Origin of the sequence: Nakamurella sp. UYEF19, assembly GCF_040546275.1 — a bacterium.
Lineage (GTDB): Bacteria > Actinomycetota > Actinomycetes > Mycobacteriales > Nakamurellaceae > Nakamurella.
On the sequence record NZ_JBEPNO010000002.1, the window covers coordinates 630,185 to 653,726 of the forward strand.

At 68.2% G+C, this 23,542-nt stretch carries 18 protein-coding genes; 10 read left to right on the top strand and 8 right to left on the bottom strand.

The annotated features are described in order from the left end of the window. Positions 1 to 146: 146 nt before the first annotated feature. The 4 genes from ettA to ABIB25_RS06105 all read left to right on the top strand — a co-directional run bounded on the left by ettA (position 147) and on the right by ABIB25_RS06105 (position 7,914). A complete protein-coding gene (gene ettA / locus ABIB25_RS06090) occupies positions 147 to 1,826 on the top strand; it encodes an energy-dependent translational throttle protein EttA (protein WP_354527511.1) in 1,680 nt (559 codons plus the stop codon). A 62-nt stretch (positions 1,827 to 1,888) separates the two neighbouring features. Then, positions 1,889 to 6,772 carry an NAD-glutamate dehydrogenase gene (locus ABIB25_RS06095; protein WP_354527512.1) on the top strand — a complete coding sequence of 1,628 codons (4,884 nt, stop codon included), beginning with the start codon at positions 1,889 to 1,891 and terminating at the stop codon, positions 6,770 to 6,772. Between the two features lie 87 nt (positions 6,773 to 6,859). Then, positions 6,860 to 7,285, top strand: coding sequence for an acyl-CoA thioesterase (locus ABIB25_RS06100; RefSeq protein WP_354527513.1), 426 nt, complete (start codon positions 6,860 to 6,862; stop codon positions 7,283 to 7,285). Then, a complete protein-coding gene (locus ABIB25_RS06105; protein ID WP_354527514.1) occupies positions 7,285 to 7,914 on the top strand; it encodes a DUF8185 domain-containing protein in 630 nt (209 codons plus the stop codon). The genes ABIB25_RS06100 and ABIB25_RS06105 overlap by 1 nt, the downstream gene beginning before the upstream one ends. A gap of 55 nt (positions 7,915 to 7,969) precedes the next feature. On the opposite strand, the gene ABIB25_RS06110 is transcribed toward ABIB25_RS06105, so the two are convergent. The 3 genes from ABIB25_RS06110 to ABIB25_RS06120 all read right to left on the bottom strand — a co-directional run bounded on the left by ABIB25_RS06110 (position 7,970) and on the right by ABIB25_RS06120 (position 11,576). Further along, the gene (locus ABIB25_RS06110) at positions 7,970 to 9,286 is read right to left on the bottom strand and encodes a polysaccharide deacetylase family protein (RefSeq protein ID WP_354527515.1); all 1,317 of its coding nucleotides are present in this window, start codon (positions 9,284 to 9,286) and stop codon (positions 7,970 to 7,972) included. Positions 9,287 to 9,316: 30 nt separating this feature from the next. Beyond that, positions 9,317 to 11,008: a glycoside hydrolase family 13 protein gene (locus ABIB25_RS06115; protein WP_354527563.1), complete on the bottom strand. Its 1,692-nt coding sequence runs from the start codon at positions 11,006 to 11,008 to the stop codon at positions 9,317 to 9,319. Positions 11,009 to 11,183: 175 nt separating this feature from the next. Further along, positions 11,184 to 11,576 (bottom strand): globin, encoded by a 393-nt coding sequence (locus ABIB25_RS06120; RefSeq protein WP_354527516.1) that lies wholly within the window; start codon positions 11,574 to 11,576, stop codon positions 11,184 to 11,186. A 172-nt stretch (positions 11,577 to 11,748) separates the two neighbouring features. Here ABIB25_RS06120 and ABIB25_RS06125 point away from each other — a divergent pair, with 172 nt between their 5' ends. The 3 genes from ABIB25_RS06125 to ABIB25_RS06135 all read left to right on the top strand — a co-directional run bounded on the left by ABIB25_RS06125 (position 11,749) and on the right by ABIB25_RS06135 (position 14,149). After that, a complete protein-coding gene (locus ABIB25_RS06125; protein WP_502919751.1) occupies positions 11,749 to 12,279 on the top strand; it encodes an HNH endonuclease in 531 nt (176 codons plus the stop codon). A 1,188-nt stretch (positions 12,280 to 13,467) separates the two neighbouring features. Next, positions 13,468 to 13,698, top strand: a complete 231-nt coding sequence (ctaJ, locus tag ABIB25_RS06130) for an aa3-type cytochrome oxidase subunit CtaJ (RefSeq protein WP_354527517.1) — start codon at positions 13,468 to 13,470, stop codon at positions 13,696 to 13,698. Beyond that, positions 13,685 to 14,149: a DUF5130 family protein gene (locus tag ABIB25_RS06135; protein ID WP_354527518.1), complete on the top strand. Its 465-nt coding sequence runs from the start codon at positions 13,685 to 13,687 to the stop codon at positions 14,147 to 14,149. Before ctaJ ends, ABIB25_RS06135 begins: the two co-directional genes overlap by 14 nt. Positions 14,150 to 14,253: 104 nt before the next feature. Here the strand turns inward: ABIB25_RS06135 and pepN are convergent, their stop codons facing one another. After that, positions 14,254 to 16,857 (bottom strand): aminopeptidase N, encoded by a 2,604-nt coding sequence (pepN, locus tag ABIB25_RS06140; RefSeq protein ID WP_502919752.1) that lies wholly within the window; start codon positions 16,855 to 16,857, stop codon positions 14,254 to 14,256. A gap of 176 nt (positions 16,858 to 17,033) precedes the next feature. Here pepN and ABIB25_RS06145 point away from each other — a divergent pair, with 176 nt between their 5' ends. From ABIB25_RS06145 to ABIB25_RS06155, 3 genes are all read left to right on the top strand, one after another. Further along, on the top strand, positions 17,034 to 17,678 hold the full coding sequence (locus ABIB25_RS06145; RefSeq protein WP_502919753.1) for a mycothiol-dependent nitroreductase Rv2466c family protein: 645 nt from the start codon (positions 17,034 to 17,036) through the stop codon (positions 17,676 to 17,678). A gap of 191 nt (positions 17,679 to 17,869) precedes the next feature. Then, a complete protein-coding gene (locus ABIB25_RS06150) occupies positions 17,870 to 18,352 on the top strand; it encodes a universal stress protein (RefSeq protein WP_354527519.1) in 483 nt (160 codons plus the stop codon). A 105-nt stretch (positions 18,353 to 18,457) separates the two neighbouring features. Further along, the gene (locus tag ABIB25_RS06155; RefSeq protein ID WP_354527520.1) at positions 18,458 to 18,931 is read left to right on the top strand and encodes a ribose-5-phosphate isomerase; all 474 of its coding nucleotides are present in this window, start codon (positions 18,458 to 18,460) and stop codon (positions 18,929 to 18,931) included. Between the two features lies 1 nt (position 18,932). Here ABIB25_RS06155 and ABIB25_RS06160 read toward each other — a convergent pair whose 3' ends face one another. The 4 genes from ABIB25_RS06160 to ABIB25_RS06175 form a co-directional block, all read right to left on the bottom strand. Beyond that, positions 18,933 to 19,181 carry a hypothetical protein gene (locus tag ABIB25_RS06160; RefSeq protein WP_354527521.1) on the bottom strand — a complete coding sequence of 83 codons (249 nt, stop codon included), beginning with the start codon at positions 19,179 to 19,181 and terminating at the stop codon, positions 18,933 to 18,935. 465 nt (positions 19,182 to 19,646) lie between these two features. Then, positions 19,647 to 20,915 carry a GNAT family N-acetyltransferase gene (locus ABIB25_RS06165; RefSeq protein WP_354527522.1) on the bottom strand — a complete coding sequence of 423 codons (1,269 nt, stop codon included), beginning with the start codon at positions 20,913 to 20,915 and terminating at the stop codon, positions 19,647 to 19,649. 62 nt (positions 20,916 to 20,977) lie between these two features. Beyond that, positions 20,978 to 22,198, bottom strand: coding sequence for a pyrophosphate--fructose-6-phosphate 1-phosphotransferase (locus ABIB25_RS06170; protein ID WP_354527523.1), 1,221 nt, complete (start codon positions 22,196 to 22,198; stop codon positions 20,978 to 20,980). 83 nt (positions 22,199 to 22,281) lie between these two features. Beyond that, a complete protein-coding gene (locus tag ABIB25_RS06175; RefSeq protein ID WP_354527524.1) occupies positions 22,282 to 23,508 on the bottom strand; it encodes a benzoate/H(+) symporter BenE family transporter in 1,227 nt (408 codons plus the stop codon). Positions 23,509 to 23,542 lie beyond the last annotated feature (34 nt).

Below are 23,542 nucleotides of genomic sequence, written 5' to 3' on the forward strand. Positions count from 1 at the left end.
GCGTGCGTCCCGGTGGGGTCGCGCGGTGAGGCAGACTGTGGGTTGGGTTGTTGTCCGTGGTCGGCGTGGGTGTCGATCAGGGGCAGCGCCGGTCCCCAAGGCCATGCCCGGGACGCGTCCGTTGCTGCTTGTGAGAGGGAAAGTCGTTGCCAGAGTTCATTTATACGATGAAGAAGGCCCGCAAGGCCCTGGGTGACAAGGTCATCCTCGATGACGTCACGATGTCGTTCTACCCGGGAGCCAAGATCGGTGTCGTCGGTCCGAACGGTGCCGGTAAGTCGACGATCCTCAAGATCATGGCCGGGCTCGACACCCCGAGCAACGGCGAGGCCTTCCTGACGCCGGGCTACTCGGTGGGCATCTTGATGCAGGAGCCGGTGCTGGACGAGACCAAGAACGTCCTGGAGAACATCCAGGAGGCCTTCGGCCCGCTCAACGCCAAGGTCGCGCGCTACAACGCCGTGCTCGCCGAGATGGAGACCGAGTACACCGACGAACTGCTGGAGGAGATGGGGACGCTCCAGGAGGAACTCGACCACGCCGGCGCCTGGGACCTCGAGGCCCAGATCGACCAGGCGATGGACGCGCTCCGCTGCCCGCCGGGCGATGCAGACGTGACGATCCTCTCCGGTGGCGAGCGCCGCCGGGTCGCACTGTGCAAGTTGCTGCTGTCCGCCCCGGACCTGCTGCTGCTCGACGAGCCCACCAACCATCTGGACGCCGAATCCGTGCTCTGGCTGGAGCAGTTCCTGTCCGGCTACCCAGGCGCCGTCCTGGCCGTCACCCACGATCGCTACTTCCTGGACAACGTCGCGCAGTGGATTGCCGAGGTGGACCGCGGGCGGCTCATCCCGTACGAGGGCAACTACTCCACCTACCTGGAGAAGAAGGCCGACCGAATGTCGGTCGAGGGGCGCAAGGACGCCAAGCTGGCCAAGCGGCTCCGCGAGGAGCTCGCCTGGGTCCGCTCGGGCGCGAAGGCACGCCAGGCCAAGAACAAGGCCCGCCTCGACCGCTACGAGGAGATGGCGGCCGAAGCCGACCGCACCCGCAAGCTCGACTTCGAGGAGATCCAGATCCCGATGGGTCCCCGGCTGGGCTCCATCGTGGTGGAGGTCGACAAGCTCAAGAAGGGTTTCGGCGACCGCGTGCTGATCGACGGACTGTCGTTCACGTTGCCGCGCAACGGGATCGTCGGTGTCATCGGCCCGAATGGCGTGGGCAAGACGACCCTGTTCAAGACCATCGTCGGGCTCGAGGAGGTCGACGCCGGGAACGTCAAGGTCGGCGAGACGGTCAAGCTGTCCTACGTCGATCAGAACCGCGGCGGGCTCGACCCGAAGAAGAACGTCTGGGAGACGGTCTCGGAGGGCAACGACTACATCAAGGTCGGCCACACCGAGATGCCCTCGCGGGCTTACGTTTCCGCGTTCGGCTTCAAGGGGCCGGATCAGCAGAAGGCGGCGGGGGTGCTGTCCGGTGGAGAGCGCAACCGGCTCAACCTGGCGCTGACCCTGAAAGAGGGCGGCAACCTGATCCTGCTCGACGAACCGACCAACGACCTCGACGTCGAGACGCTCAGCTCGCTGGAGAACGCCCTGGAGAACTTCCCGGGCTGCGCGGTGGTGATCTCGCACGATCGCTGGTTCCTGGACCGAACGTGCACCCACATCCTGGCGTGGGAGGGCAACGACACCGACCCGGCCCAGTGGTTCTTCTTCGAGGGCAACTTCTCCGACTACGAGAAGAACAAGATCTCGCGCATGGGTGCCGAGGCGGCGCGACCGCACCGGGTCACCCACCGCAAGCTCAAGCGCGACGACTGATCCACGGGCGGGTCTAGGCTCGCTCTCGGCAAAGGCGCCAAGAACAGCAGAAAGTAAAGTCGATGACTCAGACGGACCACACCTCGGCACTGCTCACCAGCGAGGGTGGCGCGATCAGTTCGGTCGATCAGGCCTGTTTCCTCCGCCCGGAGGCGCAGGCACTGATCCGTTCCTACTACGCGCACGTCCCCGAGGAGGATCGTCCTCGCGACCCGCAGGACGTGCTCGGAGTCCTGGACAGCCACCTCCGGGTGGCGCAGCAACGCACCACCGGCACGGCGGCCATCCGGATCTTCAATCCGGCGGCCGCCCTGGAGGCCGTTGGCGGCTGGGCGGCCACCTCGACGGTCATCGACATCGTCAACGACGACATGCCCTACGTGGTGGAGTCGGTCGTCAGCGCGATCACCGCGGCCGGCGTCACCGTCCACCGTGTCCTGCACCCCATCCTGGCGGTGCGTCGCGATCCGCAGGGTGCACTGCTGGACGTGGCTGGGGAGTCTCGCCGCGGCCTTGACCCCCAGGGCTGCATTCGCGAGTCGTGGGTACACATCCTCATCGACCGGCTCTCCGACGCCGAGCGCGCCGAGTCGATCGAAGCCACGCTGCACCTCGCGCTGGAGTCCGTCCGCGCCGTGGTCACCGACTCGGCCGCGCTGATCGGCGCCGCGGCCGTCGTCGCCGCCGAACTGCGCTCGGCTCCGTCGCCGCGTTCCACGCAGGAGGTCAACGAAGCCGCCGACTTCCTGTACTGGCTCACCGCGGGCAATCTCGCCTTCCTCGGTTACCGCTGCGACGAGTCCTCCCGCGCGGACAACGGCTCGGTGTCGGGCGGCATCCGGCCGGTCCCCGGAACGGGTCTCGGCATCCTCCGCGACGGGCTGGCGTCGGCCGCCGACTTCGACGAGGAGTGGATCAACGCCGACGCTGACGCCGGCCACCTGGTGCTGACCCAGACCTCCAACGGAACGGCGATGAGCCGCGATGTGCCACCGTTCTCGGTGGCCGTCCGCATCCTGGACCCGGACGGCCGGATCATCCGGCAGCACCGGTTCCTCGGTGTCCTGACGCCGCGCGCGTTGAACGCCGAGATCACCGCCACGCCGGTGCTCCGGCAGACCGTCACGCAGGTGCTGTCCTCGCTCGGCGCCGCACCCGACTCGTACACCGGGCAGCGCGCCATGGAACTGCTGGCGTCCTACCCACGGGCCGAGTTGTTCTGGGCCGCACCGGAACTGGTGCTGGACACCATGAACGGCGTCCTGCAGCTCTCCAGCCGCCGCCGGCTGCGGGCCTACCTGCAGCCGGACCCGTTCGGGCGCTTCATCTCCGTTCTCGTCTACCTGCCGCGCGACCGGTACACCACCGACTCCCGCCTGGCCATGCAGAAGGTCCTGATGGACACCCTGCACGGCACCCACCTCCGGTACACCGCGCGGGTCGGCGATTCCCTGCTGGCCGCAGTGCATTTCACCGTCACCACCGACCGGTCCGACCCGATCACGCTGGACCACGACGCCGAACTGGACCTGACCAAGGCACTGCGGGCGACCATCCGTACCTGGGAGGACCGGCTCGTCGCCGCGGTCGTCGGCGGCGACGAGGAACTCGACACCGCCGCCGCCCTCACCCGCTACGCCGAGGCGTTCGACGAGGCCTACAAGGAGGACTACCAGGTCGACGACGCCGTCCGGGACCTGCGGGAACTCGACGCGCTGACCGGCCCGGACGACCTGGGCCTCGGCTTCACCATCTCCAAGGTGCAGCAGGAGGAGACCCGCCGCCTCAAGCTCTACGTCACGGGCGGCGCGGTCACCCTCTCCCGGGTGCTGCCCGTACTGCAGAGCCTGGGCGCCGAGGTCATCGACGAGCGGCCCTACCAGGTCCGCCGATCCGACGGAACACCCTCCCGCATCTACGATTTCGGCCTGCGGTTCCCGCAGGGGCTGCTGCCGGACGAGGCCGATCTGCCGGCCGTCCGCGACCGTTTCAACCAGGCGTTCATCGCGGTGTGGAACCACCAGGCCGAGGTCGACGGGTTCAACGCGCTGGTGCTGGTCGCCGGGCTCGGCTGGCGGCTGACGGCGGTACTGCGGGCCTATGCGCACTACCTGCGCCAGATCGGAACCCCCTACACCCAGGGCTATCTCGAGCAGGTGCTGGCCGCCAACCCGACCATCACCGCCGATCTCGCCGCGCTGTTCACCGCCCGCTTCGACCCGGCCCAGCAGGCCGAGACCCGGGACTCGCGCTGCGATCAGCTGACCACCGCCATCACCGCGGCGTTGGACGACGTCACCAGCCTGGATGCCGACCGGATCCTGCGCACCTACCTGAGCCTGATCACCGCCACCGAGCGCACCAACGCCTACCGGACGGATGCGGAGGGCCGCCTGCGGGAGACATTGTCCTTCAAGCTCAACCCCCACCTGGTGCCCGGCGTGCCCAAACCTGTTCCAGCCCATGAGATCTGGGTTTACTCGCCGCGGCTCGAGGGCGTCCACCTTAGGTTCGGCGCGGTGGCCCGCGGCGGTCTGCGCTGGTCGGACCGTCCCGAGGATTTCCGTACGGAGATCCTCGGGCTGGTCAAGGCGCAGGAGGTCAAGAACGCCGTCATCGTCCCGGTCGGCGCCAAGGGCGGTTTCGTCCTCAAGCAGCAGCCGGCCCCGACGGGCGACCCGGTCGCCGACCGCGACGCCTTCATGGCCGAAGGCGTGGCCTGCTACAAGCTCTTCATCGCGTCGCTGCTGGACCTGACCGACAACCGGGTCGCCGGATCCATCGCTTTGCCGGAGCTGGTCGTCCGGCACGACGGTGACGACCCGTACCTGGTGGTGGCCGCGGACAAGGGCACCGCCACCTTCTCCGACATCGCCAACGGGGTGGCCGCGGACTACGGGTTCTGGCTCGGGGACGCCTTCGCCTCCGGCGGCAGCGTCGGGTACGACCACAAGGCCATGGGCATCACCGCCCGCGGGGCCTGGGAGTCCGTCCGGCACCACTTCCGGGAGATCGGCGTCGACACCCAGACCCAGGGCTTCACCTGTGTTGGCATCGGCGACATGTCCGGCGACGTCTTCGGCAACGGGATGCTGCTCTCCGAGCACATCCGCCTGGTCGCCGCCTTCGATCACCGGCACGTGTTCATCGACCCGACCCCTGATGCCGCAACGAGTTTCGCCGAACGTCGTCGCCTGTTCGACAAGCCCCGCTCGTCGTGGGCCGACTACGGGACCGGATTGATCTCGGCCGGCGGCGGAATCTGGCCGCGCACCGCCAAGTCGATCCCGATCGGCGATCAGATGCGGGACGCTCTGGGCATCGACCCGGCGGTCAGGGCGCTCTCGCCCGTCGAGCTGATCAAGGCCGCACTGCTGGCGCCCGTCGATCTGCTCTGGAACGGCGGCATCGGGACCTACGTCAAGGCGTCGGCCGAACCCAACACCGCGGCCGGCGACAAGGCCAACGACGCGGTCAGGGTCAACGGCGCCGAGCTCCGGGCCAAGGTCGTCGGCGAGGGCGGCAACCTGGGGGTCACCCAGCTCGGACGCATCGAGTTCGCCCGCAGCGGCGGACGGATCAACACCGACGCGATCGACAACTCGGCCGGGGTCGACACCTCCGACCACGAGGTGAACATCAAGATCGCCCTGCAGCCGGCCATCGCCGATGGCAAGCTTTCCGAAGTGGGTCGCGACGAGCTGCTCGCGTCGATGACGGACGAGGTCGGCCACCTCGTGCTGGCCGACAACACCGCGCAGAACCGGGTGCTCGGCGTCGCAAGACACCATGCGGTGGCGATGTTGTCGGTGCACTCGCGGCTGATCGACTCGCTGGTCGCGGCGGGGCGGCTCGACCGGGCGCTGGAGTTCCTGCCCAGCCATGCGCAGATCAACACCCGGATCGCCGCCGGCGAACCGCTGACCTCCCCCGAGCTCTCGGTGCTGCTCGCCTACGTGAAGTCCGCGCTGTCCGAGGCCATGCTGGCCGGTGGCCTGCCGGACGAACCCGCCTTCTCCTCCCGGCTGGCCGACTACTTCCCGCACGCGCTGCGTGCGGCGGCCGACCAGGGGGTGCTCGACATCCACGAGCACCCGCTGGCCAGGGAGATCGTCACCACCACGACGGTCAACGAGGTCGTCAACGGGGCCGGCATCACCTATGCGTTCCGGTTGCAGGAGGAGATGTCGGCCTCCTACACCGATGCAATCCGCGCCTATGCGGTTGCGACCGAGGTGTTCGGTCTGCCGCAGCTGTGGGCCGACATCGCCGCGCAGGACAACAAGATCCCGTCGCAGTGCCAGGACACGCTGTACCTGGAGGTGCGGCGCCTGCTCGACCGGTCGACGCGCTGGCTGCTGACCCACCGGCCGGCGCCGCTGGACGTGGTGGCCGAGATCGAACGGTTCGCGGGGGCGGTCACCCTGCTCACGCCGCGGATGCCGCGTCTGGTGCGGGGAGTCGAGCACGACAACGTCCGGGCCGACGCTGCCCGGCTGATGGGTCTCGGGGCGCCGGCTGAACTGGCCAATCGGGTCGCGTACTCGCTCTACACGTTCAGCGTGCTGGACATCGTCGAGGTGGCGGACCAGGTCGGGGCCGACCTGGCGGAGACCGCGGACCTGTACTTCGTCATGTCCGCCCATCTGGATTTCGACCGGATCCTCTCGGCCGTCACCCAGCTCGAGCGCGGCGACCGCTGGCATGCATTGGCCCGGCAGGCCCTCCGCGACGACCTGTACCGATCGATGCGGCTTATCACGGCCGACGTCCTGACGGGCACCGATCCGGGCGACATCGCAGCCAGGATCGAGCAGTGGGAGGGGCAGAGCGCGACCAGGCTGGCGCGGGCCCGCACCACCCTCGCCCAGATCGCGGCGGCCGGTGCCGGGGATCTGGCCGCCCTGTCGGTGGCGGCCAGCGAGGTGCGGTCGATCATCCGCTGAGATCGGGCCGGACCTTTTCGGTGCAACGGGCCGATCGCCCGGCATCGGGCGGCATTAATCGCCCCGCAGACCAGCGACAATGGGGGCGTGCAGAAGACTCATCCGGGCGGCGCCCGCTACACCACCGACGTACGGGTGCGGTGGTCCGACCTTGACGCCTACGGTCACGTCAACAACGCGCGCGCCCTGACGCTCCTCGAGGAAGCCAGGGTCGACTGGCTCTTCACCGAGGCCACGCGCCGCGGCGCGACGGCGCTGACCGGCGGGATGGTGGTGTCCCGGTTGTCCATCCACTACAAGCGGTCCATCACCTTCGGCCCGCCGGTATCAATCTCGATGGGTGTCGTCGAGCTCAAGAGCGTGTCCACCACGATCGACTACATCGTCACCGCCGAGGATCAGGTGGCCATCACGGCGACCACCCAGCTGGTCCCGGTCGACCCGGTGAACTGGCGTCCGCGGCGCTGGGACGCCGCCGAGCGGGCCTTCCTCAACGAATACCTGGCGGTCTGATGGCGGTCTTCATCCCGCACGACACCGTCGACCGTGACGACGCAGCGGCCTTCGCGGGTCGTGTCGCACGGTGGGATCCGTCCGGACCGGTACGTCTACGCGCCGACGGCGAATCGGTGCGGATGTTCGCGACCACCCCGTTCGACGCCCTGGTCTCCCGCACGGTCGCCGGCCGGCTCGAGCCGCGGGACGTGACCGTCCACGCCGGCAACCTGCTGTCCGGTCTAGCGGTCTCCGTCAGGGCGGAGGTCGATCCCGGCACGGTCGTGGATGCGTCCTGGCGGTCCCAGCTGCCGCCGCCCGGCGGCTGGATCAGGGTCGACGACATCCCGGCGCAACTGCTCGCCGACCTCGCCGACCAGGGTGTCACCCAGGCGCGGGACAACCCGGGTCCGGCAGGCGGTGCTTCGACGTCGCTGTTGGACTCCGAGGTGCTGAACGTGACCGGCGCCGGGATGAACGTCTCGGTGCCGCTTCGGATGTTGTTCGCACTGTCCGGCATGGGTTTTGCGCCCACCGACCCAGGCGAGCAGGTCCGGGTGAGCGCAACCGACTCCTGGGTGCGAATCGATGCGCGCTTCGGCGCGGTGCTCCGTCGGCGGCACTCGCTGCTACCGCTGCTGATGTAGCTGTCGCTGTCCGTGGTGCCCAGCTTGTGTCGCCCGAGGGGCAGGCGTGGTGCCGTCAGCCCAGGGGAGGGTTGCGGGGCAGTACGACGAACGTGTAACCGGCGGCCCGCAGGGCGGTGATGATCTTCGGTAGCGCGGCGAGGGTCTGGGTCCGGTTGCCGCCGCCGTCGTGCATCAGGATGATCGCGCCCGGAGTGACGGTGCTGACCACATTCTTGACGATGGTGGTCACACCGGGCGTGGTCCAGTCCAGCGAATCGTCGGCCCAGGCCAGCGGGATCGTCCGGTACTTGGCGAGTTCGCCCTTCAGCGTCGCCGTCCGGCCCCAGTTCCCGCCGGGAGCGCGGTAGTACCGCGGCGTCAGACCGGTGAATGCGTGGATCGCCTGCTGGGTGCGGGTGATCTCCACGTCGATGACCGGCGCACTGCGACTGGGGAGCGCCTCGTCGTGGTTCCAGGTGTGGTTGCAGACCGTGTGCCCCTCCTTGGCGATCCGCTTCTCGATCGCCGGGAAGTCGCCGACCTGCTCGCCGATCTGGCAGAAGGTCGCCTTGATTCCGTAGCGGGCGAGCACGTCCAGCACCTGCCCGGTGTACTGCGACGGGCCATCATCGAACGTCAGGCTGACCACCTTGCCGCCGTCGACCCACCCGAGCGGGTGCGCGTAGTGGGCCGGCACGGTCACCACGCGGGTGGTGGTCGGCACGGTCGACGGGCTGGTGGCCGGCGCCGATGTCGGAGGCAGGGACGGCGTGGCGCGGGCGGGAGCGGTGGCGGGGGTGGTCCGAGAGGCGGCGCCGGCCGGCGGCGGGACCGCCGTCGTCAGGGCCGCGGCAGTCGGCACGGAGGTCTGAGCGGTGGGCCGCCCTTGCGTCGCGGTGGGTCGCCCTGCGGTCGATGAGTCGGCGGAGGCCCGGCCGGAGGTGGAGGGGCTCGCGGTGGACGGGGTCGTCGCGGCAGTTTCGGCCGGGGCCACGGTGACCTCCGGCGCGGGCTCGAACGACAAGGTGGCCAGCGGCTCCGTCGCGCCGGCGGGCAGGTCCGGAACGGTGACGATCACGGGCGGCTCGTCTCCGCCGTAACCGGAGGTGATCGGTCCCGTACCCCCAGCGTCATCAGCCGGGCCCGAGTCGGGTCCGTCGGCGGGCGCGGCCGCGGACCTGCCCGGGGGACCGGTCACGGATCCGCCGGCCGGATCGGGAGCGGAGATCGGCTCACCCGGCAAGGTGCCACCTAGCGGAACGGTACCGGCGCCGGCATCGGCGGCGTAGACACCCACCTTGCCGGCCGTCTGCGGTCTGGCTGTCGCGCCAGGAGACAGGAGCAGACCGGCCACGATCGCGACCACCGCCGCTACCGTCGCCAGCGCCATCCTGCCGGAGTTCCTGATGTGCCGCCCCCGTCAGATCTGGGGGACCAACCACGCCGCCGCATTGCCGGGCAGCCGACCGTCGGTCCCGAGCCGGTCCGTGGCCAAGAGTAGGTCGCCGGGCGGCAGAAGCACGGGTGCCTCGCCGGTGTTGAGCACACAGACCAGACCGCCGCTGCGCCGCCGGAAGGCAAAGCAGTCGGGGGGTGCGCCATACCACTCGATCTCGTCACCGGCGAACTCCGGCCGGCTGGAGCGCAGGGCCAGGGCCGTGCGGATCAGGTTCAGGGTCGAACCCGGATCCTCGAGTTGGGCCTCGACTGTCAACGCACCGTACTCGTCAGGCGCCGGTAGCCAGGTCTGGTCCGTCCTCGAGAAGCCATACGGCGCAACGGTTCCCTCCCACGGGATAGGCAGCCGACAGTTGTCCCGCCCGCGCTCGGTGAACCCGCTGCGGACCCAGGTCGGGTCTTGCAGGGCGGTGTCGGGGATGTCGATGCTCGGTAGGCCGAGCTCCTCGCCGTTGTAGAGGTAGACCGATCCGGGTAGGGCCAACTCGACCAGCATGGCGGCCCTGGCCCTGGCCCTGCCGACGTCACCGCCGCCGAACCGGGTCACCGCTCGGAACTTGTCGTGGTTGGACAGCGTCCAGACCGGCAGTTTCCCCACCGCCGCCGTCGAGGCAAGGGAACTGATGATGGCCTGGCGGAACTCCTCCGAATCGAAGGAGGCTTCCAGGATGGCGAAGTTGAACGCCTGGTGCAACTCGTCGGGCCGGATGTATTCGGAGAACCGGTCGTCGTCGTCCACCCAGACCTCGCCGACGCTGACGCGGTCGTGGTAGCCGTCGACGACCGAACGGATGAAGCGGTGGATGTCGTGGACGTCGTCGTGATCGAACCGCGGATCCTTTCCGCCGTGCGCGATCGGGACGACACCGCCGTCCTGTCCGGCCAGGTCCTCGACGGCGGCGGGATGCGCATGGCGTGCGGCCTCGGAAGCGGCCTGCTCGAAGGCCCTCCGGTCGAACGCCGCGCCGCCGGCGGGCGCATCGGGCAGTTCCGGGGGCTTGGCCATGCCATGGGCCACGTCGATGCGGAAGCCGTCGACGCCCCGGTCCAGCCAGAATTGGAGGGTGATCCGCAGATCGTCGTGGACCTCGGTGTTCTGCCAGTTCAGGTCTGGTTGGGCGGAGTCGAAGATGTGCAGGTACCACTGGCCGTCGGGCACGCGGGTCCACGCCGGTCCGCCGAAGATCGAGGCCCAGTTGTTCGGCGGGTCCTGCCCGTCCTCGCCCATGCCGTCAAGGAAGTGGTACCGCGCCCGTTCGACGCTGCCCTTCGGCGAGGCGAGGGCCAGCTGGAACCAGGGATGCTCGGAGGAGGTGTGGTTGGGCACCAGATCGATCAGCACGCGCAGGTGGTGACGGTGGGCGGCGGCGACCAATTCGTCGAAGTCCGTCAGCGTCCCGAACATCGGATCGATGTTTCGAGGATCCCGCACGTCGTAGCCGGCGTCGGCCATCGGGGACGGGTAGAACGGCGTGATCCAGACGGTCTGCACCCCGAGCAGTTCCAGATAGCCGAGGTGATTGGTGATGCCGTTGAGGTCGCCGATCCCGTCACCGTTGGAATCGGCGAAGGACCGGATGTAGATCTGGTACCCGACCGTCTCCGTCCACCAGGGGTGTTCACCCCGATCTTCCTGCGCAGGCGAATCGACCACCGAATGCCGGCGCGACAGATGGTCCGAGGTGTCGGGCGTCCGGATAGCTTTCGTCACGCCTGACGATCCTGCCACTGCTGGAAGGTCGCACCTCCCACGTGCGCTGTCGACCATTGACCGGGCACGCGCTGTGGGCACGCGACGGGTCAGCAGGACGGGGCCTGTGCCGAGACGACTACTGCAGCGAGTTGACCATGCTGTCGGCGGCCATCACGAGGTAGTTCCACAGCCGCTCGTGCGCGCCCGGTTCGAGGTTCGCCCCGTTCACGGCATTCGCCATCGCTCTCAGCCAGGCGTCCCGTTCGGGCAGCCCGATGACGAACGGTGCGTGACGCATCCTCAGGCGAGGGTGTCCACGCAGGTCGGAGTACGTCCGCGGGCCGCCCCAGTACTGCTCGAGAAACATCCGGAACCGGACGGCAGCGGGTCCGAGATCAGCTTCCGGGTACAGGGGTCGGAGGACGGGATCGTGCTCGACGATGGCGTAGAACCGGTCGACGATGCCCTCGAACGTCGGCCGACCCCCCACTTCGTCGTAGAAGGATTCGGGAGCGCTCACCTGGTCCATTGTCCTTCATGCCGAAGACCGAGCGGGCCGATCTTGTGACTTGGTCCGCAGACACGGGATTGCTCGAAGAAAAGTCTGGCCCGGGCGGTCGTCGACAAGGTTCACTAGGAGTGAGGATGGCCGACCGACCTGGGCGGTTCCGGTGCTGACGTGACGGGTGGTGAGGGTCGACATGACAACGGAAGCAACGCCCGGAGTCGGTCGTGTTCTGCTGTTGAACGCCACCCATGAACCCCTGGCCGTGGTCAACGGTCGCAGAGCTGTGGTGCTGATGCTTGCGGGGAAGGCCGAGTGCCTCGTCGAGCGGACCGGTGGGGAGAAGGTACGGTCACCCAGTTTCGTGCTCGCCGTGCCTGCGGTGCTGCGGCTGTGCCGCTTCGTCCGGGTCCCGTACGCACCGGCTGCGTCGATCACCAGGGCGGGAGTGCTTCGCCGGGATCGGAAAAGGTGTGCGTACTGCCGAGGGGCCGGCGACACGATCGACCACGTCGTTCCCCGAAGCCGGGGTGGGTCGCACTCGTGGGAGAACTGCGTGGCGTGCTGTGCCAGGTGCAACGCGCGCAAGGCGGACAGACTGCTGAACGAAATCGGCTGGAGCCTCGCGTTCACTCCGAGTAGTCCCCGAAGGGTCGGATCCGGCCGCTTGTGGCTGTCCGAGGACGCCGACCCCGCTTGGCATCCCTGGTTGAGCGACGCCGCGTAGAGGTTGTTCAGGACCTCGGTGACATGAATCGCTCGATCGTGGATCTGGGCTCAAGAAAGGCAGACTTACGCCGAAAGGGTGACTTTGCCTCTGCTGAGTGATACCTGGTCGTGTCAGCCGATGCGTCCGCCACGGGAAATGATACCGATGCGACCCCCCCGGCCGATCGAGGTCTGGCGTCCGATTCGGCCACCGCGGCCGGTCGAGGAAACGCTGGACGTCAGTTCTGCGAATGCCTGGGACATCTTCGGTTCTCCTTCAGAGTTGGATTGTCGGGGGACAATCCCGTGGGGTCGGATCCGTGTTGGGAAAAGGGTCTGAGCGGAAAAGGTCACGATCCGGACAATCTCGAAATCCGGCTGCCCATATGACTTGTGAACAAGTGGAACTTGCGGGAGACTCAGAACTAATTCCCTCTCGTTTCCCGCTGGCAGGTGCAATGTTAGAGGGTGTTTTTTCGGAGTGGCTGGTGCCTAGCCTGGGAAGATCACGCTTCGTAATCATGATCTGGTTCGCAAAAGTGGCAAGTAGATCAAGGCCTGTAGCGGGAGTAGTGGATCACTCATTCGGTCCCTAGCATTAGGGGAGTAAAATCACCCGAACGATATGTATCCGCCGGCTGGAGGGGCCGTGGTCACCAGTGCAAAACGACCAAGAAGTGACCTGACTCACACGAATGCCGCGGCTCAAGTGCTCCGATCGGTCAGTTCAGCGGGCTGAAGCGTCGCTGCGGCATCTTCGGTGCGTTTCCGGTGAGCATCGATATCAGCTCGCCTGTCGACCTCTCGGACTGGGACTTCGGTCCACTGTGTTCAAGAGATCACGGAGGGTTACCACGCACCGCGGGTGGGTCTTGCCAACCCCGACCGTCGGAATGGGCTTGCCGACGTTTCTCTTCGCGAGCGGCCGCAGTCCAGCCGAACTGTCGTCACCGGATCCGTCGTCACCGGATCCGTCGTTGCCGGATCCGTCGTCACCGGATCCGTCGTTGCCGGATCCGTCGTTGCCGGATCCGCCGCCGCCCGAATTCGTCGTGACCGCCTGCATCGTCAGCGGAATGCAATAGACGCGATTGCAGGCCGCACGGTCTTTCAAGGCCCTCTCGCTGGCCAGCGGAGCTGGATCGGCCTGACAAGTCACTCGACCCGGACGACACATCCGAGCCTCTCGTCAGCTAGCGTTCTACCGGTGAGCATCTTCGAAACCGTGGCCATCTACGTGGCCGCCCCAGTGGCGTTGTACGGCCTCACCGCGCTCTTGACGATGGTGCCGGGCCGCGCCAAGAAGCGTCAGAAGTATTCCCCCGGCCAGCAGTGGGAGTTCCCCGCACAGTGGTGGGCAGGGGACAGGGCGATCGCCCCCACCGACCAGGCGCTGGTCGTCGCCGGAACCGAAGGAGGCGCACGTGGCACCTGGTGAACTGGCGAGAATCGAGCCGGCCGGTCAGGTCGAGCCGTGGAAGCCGGCGACCTGCGGACCGACGGGGTTTGCTGATCTTCCGCTGGACAACAAGGAACTCGAGATCCTGGACGAGGTGATCGATGGCGCGGAAAGAGTGACGGGCCTTCGCTTCTCGGCCTACCTCGGTGATCTCGGCGCCGACTCGCGTGCCACGGCCCTCGGTCTGCACGCGGGCCTCGGATCAGATGCCCCCAGCGCCGTACTGCTGGCTCTTTCGCCAGGGCAGCGGATCGTCGAGGTGGTGACCGGCACGGTTGCAGCGCTTCGCATCACCGACCGTGCTGCCCGGCTCGCCGTCCTGAACGTGGTGTCCTCGGCTGGCAACGGGGACCTGCAGGCTGCGCTGATCAATGGCATCCGCACCCTCGCAGACCAAGCAGGCACGCTGCCCGACCGCTCCAGCTGGTAGTTGCCCGAGCACGCTGGTAGTTCGGCGAGTGCGGATCGCCGCGCAGACGTTGGTAGCCCCCGGGAGTCGACGACTGCAGGGGCCACCACTGGTATCCGGGTGGATCAGGCCTGGTCGTAGGCCCGGGCGCGGATTGCCCGCTCGGTCCCGGCCCGACCCTCGGACACCAAACGGGCCAAGGCCGAGGCGTGGTCGCGACTTTCCCAGGCGCGGGCGGCATCGGCCGTCTCCGGCGTCACCGACCAGCGGGGGTACAACCCGACCGCCACCTTCTGCGCGACCTCGATGCTCCTCCGCGCCCAGACGTCGTCGACGACGGCGAAGTACCTGTCCTCGAAACCCACCATCAACTCGGCCTGGGTCGGGTGGGAGAAGCCGGCGATGGCGGCATCCTGCAGCGCGTTGGCCATGCCGTCGTCGTCGGTCAACCGCTCCCAGATCGCAGCCTTCGACGCTGCGTCCGGACGGAGAGCCTTCGCGGTCATCGCCCGTCGCTCACCGGACGCCGTGGGGTCAGCCTTGACGGCTGCCTCGATCTCGGCCGTGCCGGCGATGCCGTGCGCCACCAATGCGTTGAGCAGGGTCCAGGACAGGTCGGCATCGACCGTCAGACCGGCCAGTGGAGCCGACCCGTCACGCCAACCCCCGATGATGTCCAGCTGCTCACCGGACAGCTTGGCCGAGCAGAGCGCGTTGACCGCGGCCAGTTGCACGTCGCTTCCCGGTGCCGACGTGGTCGCCCACCGGAGCAGGGCGGCGGTGACGGTCGGCCATCCGACGTCGCCCGCCCACTGCGGGTCGGCGTAGGTGCCGACCGCGATGTGCAACTGCGAGAGCACGCGCTGGACGACGCCGATCTGGTCCTCGTGGTCCAGGCCGGCGATCGCCAGCGTGACGAAGTCCCTGGCCCGCATCTTCGCGTCTCTGGTCATCTCCCAGACAGCCGACCAGATCAGCGTGCGGGGCAGCGATTCGGCGATGTCGCCGATGCGTGAGATCGCGGTGGCCAGGGATTCGCCGTCCAGTGCCAGCTTGCAGTACGTCAGGTCGTCATCGTTGACCAGCACCAGCGCCCCGCGTGTGACGCCGACCAGCCCGGGGACCGCCGTCCGTTCGCCGCTGAGGTCCAGCTCGACCCGCTGCGTGCGGACCAGTTTGCCCTTGCCGTCGTCCTCGTAGACCCCGACGGCCAGCCGATGGGTGCGCAACTCGCCCGCGCCGGGGGCAGCGCCGCCCTGGACCACCTCGAAGGAGGTGTAGGTGCCGTCCGCGCCGACCTCGAACTCCGGGTGCAGGCTGTTCATGCCGGTGGTCTGCAACCACGAGCTCGTCCAGCCGGCCAGATCCCTCCCGGAGGCCGCCGTCAGGTGACCCATCAGATCCGCCAAGGTGGCGTTGCCGAAGGCGAAACTCTTGAAGTAGGTGCCGAGCCCGGTCAGGAACTCGTCGTACCCGACGTAGGCGGCCAGCTGCTTGAGGACGCTCGCGCCCTTGGCGTAGGTGATGCCGTCGAAATTCACCTCGACCGCGGCCAGGTCGACCATATCGGCGGCGATCGGATGGGTCGAGGGCAGCTGGTCCTGCACGTAGGCCCAGGACTTCTCCACGTTGGCGAATGTCGTCCAAGCGCTCCGGTACTCGGTGGCGCCGTTCTGGGCGACGACGGAGGCCCAGGTGGCGAAGGACTCGTTGAGCCACAGGTCGTCCCACCAGCGCATGGTGACGAGATCCCCGAACCACATGTGGGCCATCTCGTGCAGGATCGTCTCGCAGCGCCGTTCGTACTGGTAGTGCGTGACCCGGGACCGGAAGACGTACTCCTCCCGGAACGTGACGGCGCCGGCGTTCTCCATGGCCCCGGCGTTGAACTCGGGGACGAACAGCTGGTCGTACTTGCCGAACGGGTAGCGCACACCGAACGCCTGGTGGAAGAAGTCGAAGCCCTGCTTGGTCTCGGTGAAGATCCGATCGCTGTCCAGGTGGGCGGCCAGGGTGCCGCGACAGTAGAGGCCGAGATCGATGCCGTCGTGGTGGTCGGTGACGACGTGATAGGGGCCGGCGATCAGCGCCGTGATGTAGGTGCTCATCGGCTGGGTGGTCGCGAAGTGGTGCACCGAGGGACCGCCGGTGCCCGTGGGGGCCTGTTCCACCGAGGTGCCGGCGCCGTTCGAGACGACCCTCCAGTCCGCCGGAGCGGTGACCGTGAAGGTGAAGGTCGCCTTCAGGTCCGGCTGGTCAAAACATGCGAAAAGCCTTTTCGCATCAGCAGTCTCGAACTGCGAATACACGTAGACGGCGTGGTCGACCGGATCGACGAATCGATGGAGACCTTCGCCGGTGTTGGTATACAGACCGATCGCCTCGACCACGAGCTCGTTCTCGGGGAGCAGATCCGGGAGCTGCAGGCCCGACGCGTTGGTCCAGCCGCCGACGTCGAGCGGCTTGCCGTTGAGCGTCGCCGTGGAGACGCCGTCCCCCACGAAGTCCAGGAACGTGCTGCCGCCGTCGACCGCCCCGAAGCTGATGACCGAACGCGTCGCGTAGGTCTTCTCGCCCGGCCCACCCTGACCGTCGGTCAGATCGAGGATGATCTCGTAGGAGTGCACCGACAGGAGCGCGGATCTTCTCGATGCCTGCTCCCGCGTGAGATTCGGCGGCATGGAGGGGTGAACGGGACCACTTTCCGTGGTGACATGAGCGACAGACATGCGCTCCATCAGATCAGAGATTTGGAGCTCGGTGCACGGGAACAACTACAGCGGCCGGGTGGTTTTCTCCACCTGGAGGGCCCGTGACCGGCCGCTGCGCCGGAGAACCGTCGGTGGGGCCGGACTACTCTCGCCTCCGGACCGGCAGGTTCCGCCCAACGCACCAGGAGGTCACCGTGACAGCCACACTCACCCAGAGCACCGAAGAATCCGCAGGTCAGAAGGATAGGGCCGGGCTGTGGTTCGACCCGCTGTGCCCGTTCTGCTGGATCACCTCCCGATGGATCCTCGAGGTGGCGAAGGTCCGCGACATCGAGGTCGACTTCCATGTGATGAGTCTCGCGGTCCTCAACGAGGGACGAGACCTGACTGCGGAGTATCAAGAGATGATGAAGAAGGCCTGGGGACCGGTCCGGGTCGCCATCGCGGCTGCGGCGGCCGGCGGCGACGAGGTGCTCGCGCCGCTCTACACGGCCATGGGGACCCGCATCCACAACGAGGGCAACAAGGACTTCGTCCAGGTGATTGCCGAATCCCTTGCCGAGGTCGGGCTGCCCGCCGAACTCGCGGCCGCTGCCGACACCGACGAGTACGACGAAGCGCTGCGCGCCAGCCATCATGCGGGCATGGACAAGGTCGGCCCGGACGTCGGGACTCCGACCATCCACATCAACGATGTCGCCTTCTTCGGCCCGGTGATCAGCAAGATCCCCCGCGGCGAGGAAGCCGGCAGGCTCTGGGACGCCACCGTCACCCTGGCCGGGTTCCCCTACTTTTTTGAGATCAAGCGCACCCGTTCTGGTGGTCTCGACTTCGAGTGATGGTCGGGCGCATTCCACCTCTTGCAGCGGTCAAGCGCACCCGCACCGGCGGTCTCGACTTCTCCTGACGCGCCAAAAACCCGGGCGTCCTGCAAAGTGCTCGCTATAGCGGTCACCTTGCAGGACGTTGCGCGTTTGGGGCGACGGGCTAGCGTGAGCGCATCGGCTCTGCTCGAGGATCGGTGGTCGTCATGATGAACCCTTCCGGTATCCCGCTCCCACCCGATCTCGCCGGCGGTCCGGTGGTGATCGGTGTGGACGACGCCACCACCTGCGGTCGCCCGCTGCGGGCGGCGGTCTTCCTGGCCAGGGCGTTGTGTCGGCCCATCCTGCTGGTGCACGTCCGCCGTCGATCGATGCCGATGGTGGAGGGCTACGTGCCGATCCCGGAGGAGATGGCCGTCGACGACGTCGCGGAGGACGCCATCGAGTCGGCCCTGCGGACGATGCTGATCTCAGGGGGCGAGTTGGAGGGCGTCGACTGGGAGCTGATCTCGGTGACCGGCGAGACGGCCTCCGAGATCATCCGGATCGCGCAGGACCGGGAAGCCGCGTGCGTCGTGGTCGGCAAGCGGCACAAGGGGTTTGCCGAGTTCGTGCACCGGATCACCAGTGGGTCGGTGTCGCGCGCCGTGGTCGCAACGCAGAAGTTCCCGGTGCTCGTCGTCCCCTGACGCGCCGGCCCCCCGGGGCTTGCGTCCTGCAAAGTGCTCGCGATAGCGAGCACTTTGCAGGACGTCCCGGGTTAGTGGGACCCGTGGCTCTGCAAGACTGGTCGCATGCGCGTCTACATCGGCTCAGATCACGCCGGCTTCGAGTTGAAATCGTTCCTGATCGAGCGGATGAGCGCAGCCGGTCACCAGGTCGTAGACGTCGGCCCACCCGTCTATGACGCGCAGGACGACTACCCACCCTTCTGCCTCGAAACCGGCCGCAAGGTGGTGGCCGACCCGGGCAGCCTCGGGGTGGTCATCGGCGGGTCCGGCAACGGCGAGCAGATCGCCGCCAACAAGGTCGCCGGGGTTCGGGCCGCGCTGGCCTGGTCGCAGAACACGGCCACGCTGAGCCGGCAGCACAACGATGCCAACGTCATCTCGCTGGGCGCCAGGGAGCACGACCTGGAAACGGCGGCCGGTTTCGTCGATACCTTCCTGGCCACGCCGTTCTCGCACGACCCGCGTCATCAGCGGCGGATCGACCTGGTCGCCGCCTACGAGGCCGACCCGGTCGATCAGGTCCTGCCCGCCACCTGAGTCATTCGCCGGCTCCCCGTTGCGGGCGCCGCCCGCCGCGACGGTTCTCGGCTCTCCCGCGTTGATCTGGCGCCTTCGGGGATCCGCCCGGCTCCTTCTTGCCGGCCGCAAGCGGTGCCGGGGGAACGTAGTGCCGTCGGACGATCACCAACTCCTCCGCTGCCTGCGCCAGATCGGCAGCGGTGGGCGCCGCCACCTCCCTGGCCCGCATGGCAACGGTAGGGGTGATCGTCGTCGTGCGCGTCGACACCAGCGCCCGGAGGGACCTCTCGACGGCGGATTCGCCGCGGCGCCGTTCCTCCCGGAAGGGCGCTCGCGATGTCCGCGACGACGCCGCCTCGGCAGGGGCCGGTTCCGCTGTGGCCGGAGGGTCGGGCGGCGGTATCGGGCGGTCCGAATCCAGCGCTGGACGCTGGCGTTCCGGGCCCTTCGTTTCGTCCGGTGCCGCCGCAGTCCGGGGTGGCCGCTGACGGCGTCGGTGCTGGGGGGATTCGAGCAGCGGGACCGGTTGCTGGTCCGACGGCGGAGCGATGTCAGGCGGACCGGCGGGTCGCCCGGCGGCACGACGGCGAGGTTTGTCCACCAGAGCAGCATGCCGTACCGGGCCGGACGTCTGTGCCGCACCGTTCGGCGCGCTGCCCGTGCGTGACCGTCGCCGCGGCACGGTGTACGCCGGGATGCCGGCCAGATACCCCAGCCCGCAGGTGCTCGAGTTCTAGAACCCCTCGGGGCAGAGAGGGGCCAGGGTGACGGCGAGGGCCGCGTCGAGCGCATCGATCCCGCGTGCCGAACCGGTGACCCGCCCGGCCAGGGCGAGCCGGGGAAGGCGGGTGCCACCAAGGAATGTCGCGCCGAGGTCGGCGATGCCGAGGGTGACCTCGGGTGCTTCGGCCGTCGGTGTGGCGCGACCGCCGTCGGCGGTCAGAGCGAGTCGCCAGGTGCCGTCGTTCCACGGACAGAAGTCGTCGACCACCCGAACAGTGACGTCGGCCTTCGCGGAGTAGGTCCGCAGGGCAAGGCTGCGGGGCAGATCGACCAGTCGGACCCAGACGTGGTCACCCAGGCTCGACTCGACCGCGCGCGGATTCTCGAGGAGTTCCGGGAGTGGTTCATCGACCCAGGCCTTGGGGTACTCGACCTTCCGGACCAGCGGGTAGTTCAACACGTGGGACCACAACGAGGCCCTCGCGACCGGCGTCGTTGCGCAGAGCTCGCTGATGGTCAGGGTGCCGTCTGGTCCCCGATCGGTCCAGGAGCTGGTCGTCCGGTAGGCGACGTACCCGTCGTGGTGAACGGCGAAGCGCCGGGGATCCTTGCCGCCCCGCCCCGCGGGGTGCTCGGAGAACAGCAGCGACCACACTGCTTCGGACCGGTCGAGAAAACCCGGTATCTCGGCGCGGACCCGGGAGTGGAGGACCTTCATGATCGGCAGTGCTTCGTCGAGATCCAGCTGCCGGACGGGTTCGAGACGGGTCCCGGTACGCACGACCGCGGGGGTCGACACCGTCAGCCGGGTCGTCTGGGTGGCCGATCCATACCCGAAGCGGCCATAGATGCCGGCCTCGCTGGCCGTCAGGATGGCGACCGGTTCCTGCCTGTCACGGTGCAGCCCGTGCAACTGCTGGGTCATCAGCGTGCGGAGGATGCCGCGGCGTTGCTGGTCCGGACGGACACCGACCCAGGTCACCGCGGCCACCGGCGACGGGCCTCGACCGGGGAAGGTCAGGTCGCGCGACTGGATGGCGGCGATGCCGACCAGGAGGTGGCCGAGGGCCGGGTCGAAGGCTCCGATGAAGCGCCCGATTTCGAGTGTCGGCAACACCAGGTCGTCGAGGAAGTCGTTCTCGGGGTGGTAGCTGAACGCGGCGCCGTCCAGAGCCTTCGCCGCCGGCCAGTCGTCCATGGTCAGCGGGCGCAGGACCAACCCGCCCGGTCCCGACGGATCGGGGGCGGGCGGGGAGGTGGTATCGATCGAGGCAGTCATGCACCCGAGCCTGCCCCAGGACGTGGCGCTTGTCCTGTTATTTACGCGGCCCCGACCACTGACTAGTCGGAACCGACGACGGCCTCCGGCTGGCCGATGCCGGCCAGCAGGTCCTGGAACCAGGCGGTCTCGAGATCGAAGTGCTTGCCGCCCTTGATCCGGGAGAACTCGATGGCGCGCAGGCGATCTCCGGCCTCCTCGTCGTGCCCGATCACCCCCGGCTCGCCGCGCAGGGCGCAGTCGACGGCGTAGTCGGTCATCGACTTGATCAGACGCAGATCCTCGCTGTTGGCGGCGGCAGCGCGTGAGTAGTAGCCCGACTTCTGCACCATCACCTTCTCCGCTCCGAGCCTCTCGGCGAACTGCTTGGCGAACCAGGCCCCGGGGTTGATGTCGTCCAGCCGCACGTGGCCGAACGGGTCGCGGGGGACGTCGGCGCCGGAGGCCTCGAGCTGGGCGACGATCGTCTCCAGGCCGGCTCCCTCGGACAGGAAGATGGTGACGTTCCCGACCGTGTCCATGGTGAGCTTCAGGCGGGCGGCCTCGGCGTCGAGGTCGAACCTGGCCTCCGGCACGTAGACGGCGTGGACGTCCCAGGCCTCGCGCGACAGCCCGATCTCCGGCAGCCACTCCTGGGTATCGAGCCAGGTCCGATAGGACCGCGCGGTGGCCGCGGTGAGCCAGCCGCAGTGCCGGCCCATGACCTCGTGCACGATCAGCATGCGCGAACCCGAGTTGTGCTCGCCGATCACGTTCCGGGCGAACTCGGCACCCTGCTCGGCCGCGGTCCAGGCGCCGAGGGACTGCTTGATCGGGATGACGTCGTTGTCGATCGTCTTCGGCAGCCCGACAACGGTCAGCGCGTAGTCGTGCTCGGCCAGGAAGGCCGCGAGATCGGCTGCGGTGGTGTTGGTGTCGTCGCCACCGATGGTGTGCAGGACGTCGACGCCATCAGCGGTGAGACGGTCGGCCGCGACCTCGAGCGGGTTGTCGCCCTCGTTCACCAGACCGCGCTTGATCAGGTCCGCGACGTTCGTCAGCTTGACCCGGGAGTTGCCGATCGGCGAACCACCGAATCGGTGCAGCAGGCCCGCATTCGCCCGGATCGTGGGGGTCACCGTGAGGAAGTCGCCGGAAAGCAGGCCCTGGTAGCCGTGCTTGTAGGCGATGATCTCGACGTCCGGTGCGAGTTCGGTGTACCGCTCGATCAGGCCTCCGACTGCGGAGGACAGACAGGGGGCGAAACCCCCGGCGGTGAGGAGCGCGACCTTGCGGACCGTCATCGTTGCTTCAGGCCTTTCCGGGAACAGAACTTCTTGTGCGGACTCGCGTCGTGCGAAAGGGACCCTGGTGGCCCCGGGTCACTTTAGCCGTCTGTCGCGGGCGTCCTGCGGGTTCGCGGGCGGGCTTGCAGCACCAGGAGGTAGGCCGCACCGGCCAGCAAACCCCAGCAGGCCGCCCCGATCCCGCCGAAGGCGACACCGGAGGCCGCAACCAGGAAGGTGATCGCCGCCGCCTCCCGGTGCGTCCCGTCCGCCAGTGCGGAACCGGCGGCGGAGGCGAAGATCCCGATGAGCGCCAGACCTGCGATCGAGGCCATGATCCCTGCGGGTGCCGCCTGCGACACCGCCGCGACCAAAGCAGACAGCGGTCCGATCACCAGGTAGACGGCACCGCTGGTGACGCCCGCGACCCAACGACGGCGGGGATCGGGGTGGGCGCCGGGTCCGGCGGCGAGCGCGGCGGAGATCGCCGCGAGGTTGATCGCGTGGGCCCCGCCGAACGCGCCGAGAACGGTCGCGCTGCCGGTGTAGAGCAACGGCGGTGCCAAGGGGGGCCGGTAGCCGAACGAGCTGAGAACGGCCATGCCCGGGATGTTCTGGCTCGTCATGGTGACCAGGAACAGCGGGAGGGCGATGGCCAGGATGGTGGTCGGATCCCAGGCCGGCGCCACCACGGTGATCACCGGCGTCAGGCGGGCACCCTGCAAGCGGTCGAACGACCCGGACACCCAGATGACGACGACCGCCACTGCGAGTGCTCCGGGAACGGCCCACCGACGGGCGACGCGCATGAGGATCAGCCAGCTCAGCAGTACCGGGGCGATGGCCGCGGGGGACACGGCCAGGGCCTTGAACGGCTCGACGCAGAGGGTCAGCAGCACGCCCGCGAGCATCGCGTTGGCCAGTGCCGCCGGGATGGCCGAGACCGCTGCGCCCAGCGGTTTGATGAGGCCGCAGAGTGCGATCAGGATGCCCGTCAGCGCGAAAGCACTGACGGCGGCGCCGAATCCGCCGGCGGGAACCGTCGAAGACGCCAGCAGTGCGGCCCCCGGCGTCGACCAGGCCATCGTCATCGGCATCTTCAGTCGCCAGGAGAACAGGATGCTGCCAAGACCCATGGTGACGCAGAGGATCAGGAGTCCGGACGCGGCCTGGTCGTCGGTCGCGCCGAGGGCCCGCAGACCGGCCAGCACGACGGCGAACGAGCTGGTGAATCCGACCACGGAGGTGATCACCCCGGCGACGACAGCAGATCCGTAGCCGGTCTGCTCTGCCGTCCTTTCGAACGTCTGCGACGCTTCTGTGCCCACTGGTTCTCTCTTGTCTGTCGTTCCGTATACAGAA

Excerpts from the sequence above, each read along its gene's own strand:
- ABIB25_RS06095 (WP_354527512.1), top strand. The coding sequence starts at position 1,889 with ATGACTCAGACGGACCACACCTCGGCACTGCTCACCAGCGAGGGTGGC.
- ABIB25_RS06105 (WP_354527514.1), top strand. The coding sequence starts at position 7,285 with ATGGCGGTCTTCATCCCGCACGACACCGTCGACCGTGACGACGCAGCG.
- ABIB25_RS06110 (WP_354527515.1), bottom strand. The coding sequence starts at position 9,286 with ATGGCGCTGGCGACGGTAGCGGCGGTGGTCGCGATCGTGGCCGGTCTG.
- ABIB25_RS06120 (WP_354527516.1), bottom strand. The coding sequence starts at position 11,576 with ATGGACCAGGTGAGCGCTCCCGAATCCTTCTACGACGAAGTGGGGGGT.
- ABIB25_RS06125 (WP_502919751.1), top strand. The coding sequence starts at position 11,749 with ATGACAACGGAAGCAACGCCCGGAGTCGGTCGTGTTCTGCTGTTGAAC.
- pepN (WP_502919752.1), bottom strand. The coding sequence starts at position 16,857 with ATGTCTGTCGCTCATGTCACCACGGAAAGTGGTCCCGTTCACCCCTCC.
- ABIB25_RS06150 (WP_354527519.1), top strand. The coding sequence starts at position 17,870 with ATGATGAACCCTTCCGGTATCCCGCTCCCACCCGATCTCGCCGGCGGT.
- ABIB25_RS06155 (WP_354527520.1), top strand. The coding sequence starts at position 18,458 with ATGCGCGTCTACATCGGCTCAGATCACGCCGGCTTCGAGTTGAAATCG.
- ABIB25_RS06165 (WP_354527522.1), bottom strand. The coding sequence starts at position 20,915 with ATGACTGCCTCGATCGATACCACCTCCCCGCCCGCCCCCGATCCGTCG.
- ABIB25_RS06170 (WP_354527523.1), bottom strand. The coding sequence starts at position 22,198 with ATGACGGTCCGCAAGGTCGCGCTCCTCACCGCCGGGGGTTTCGCCCCC.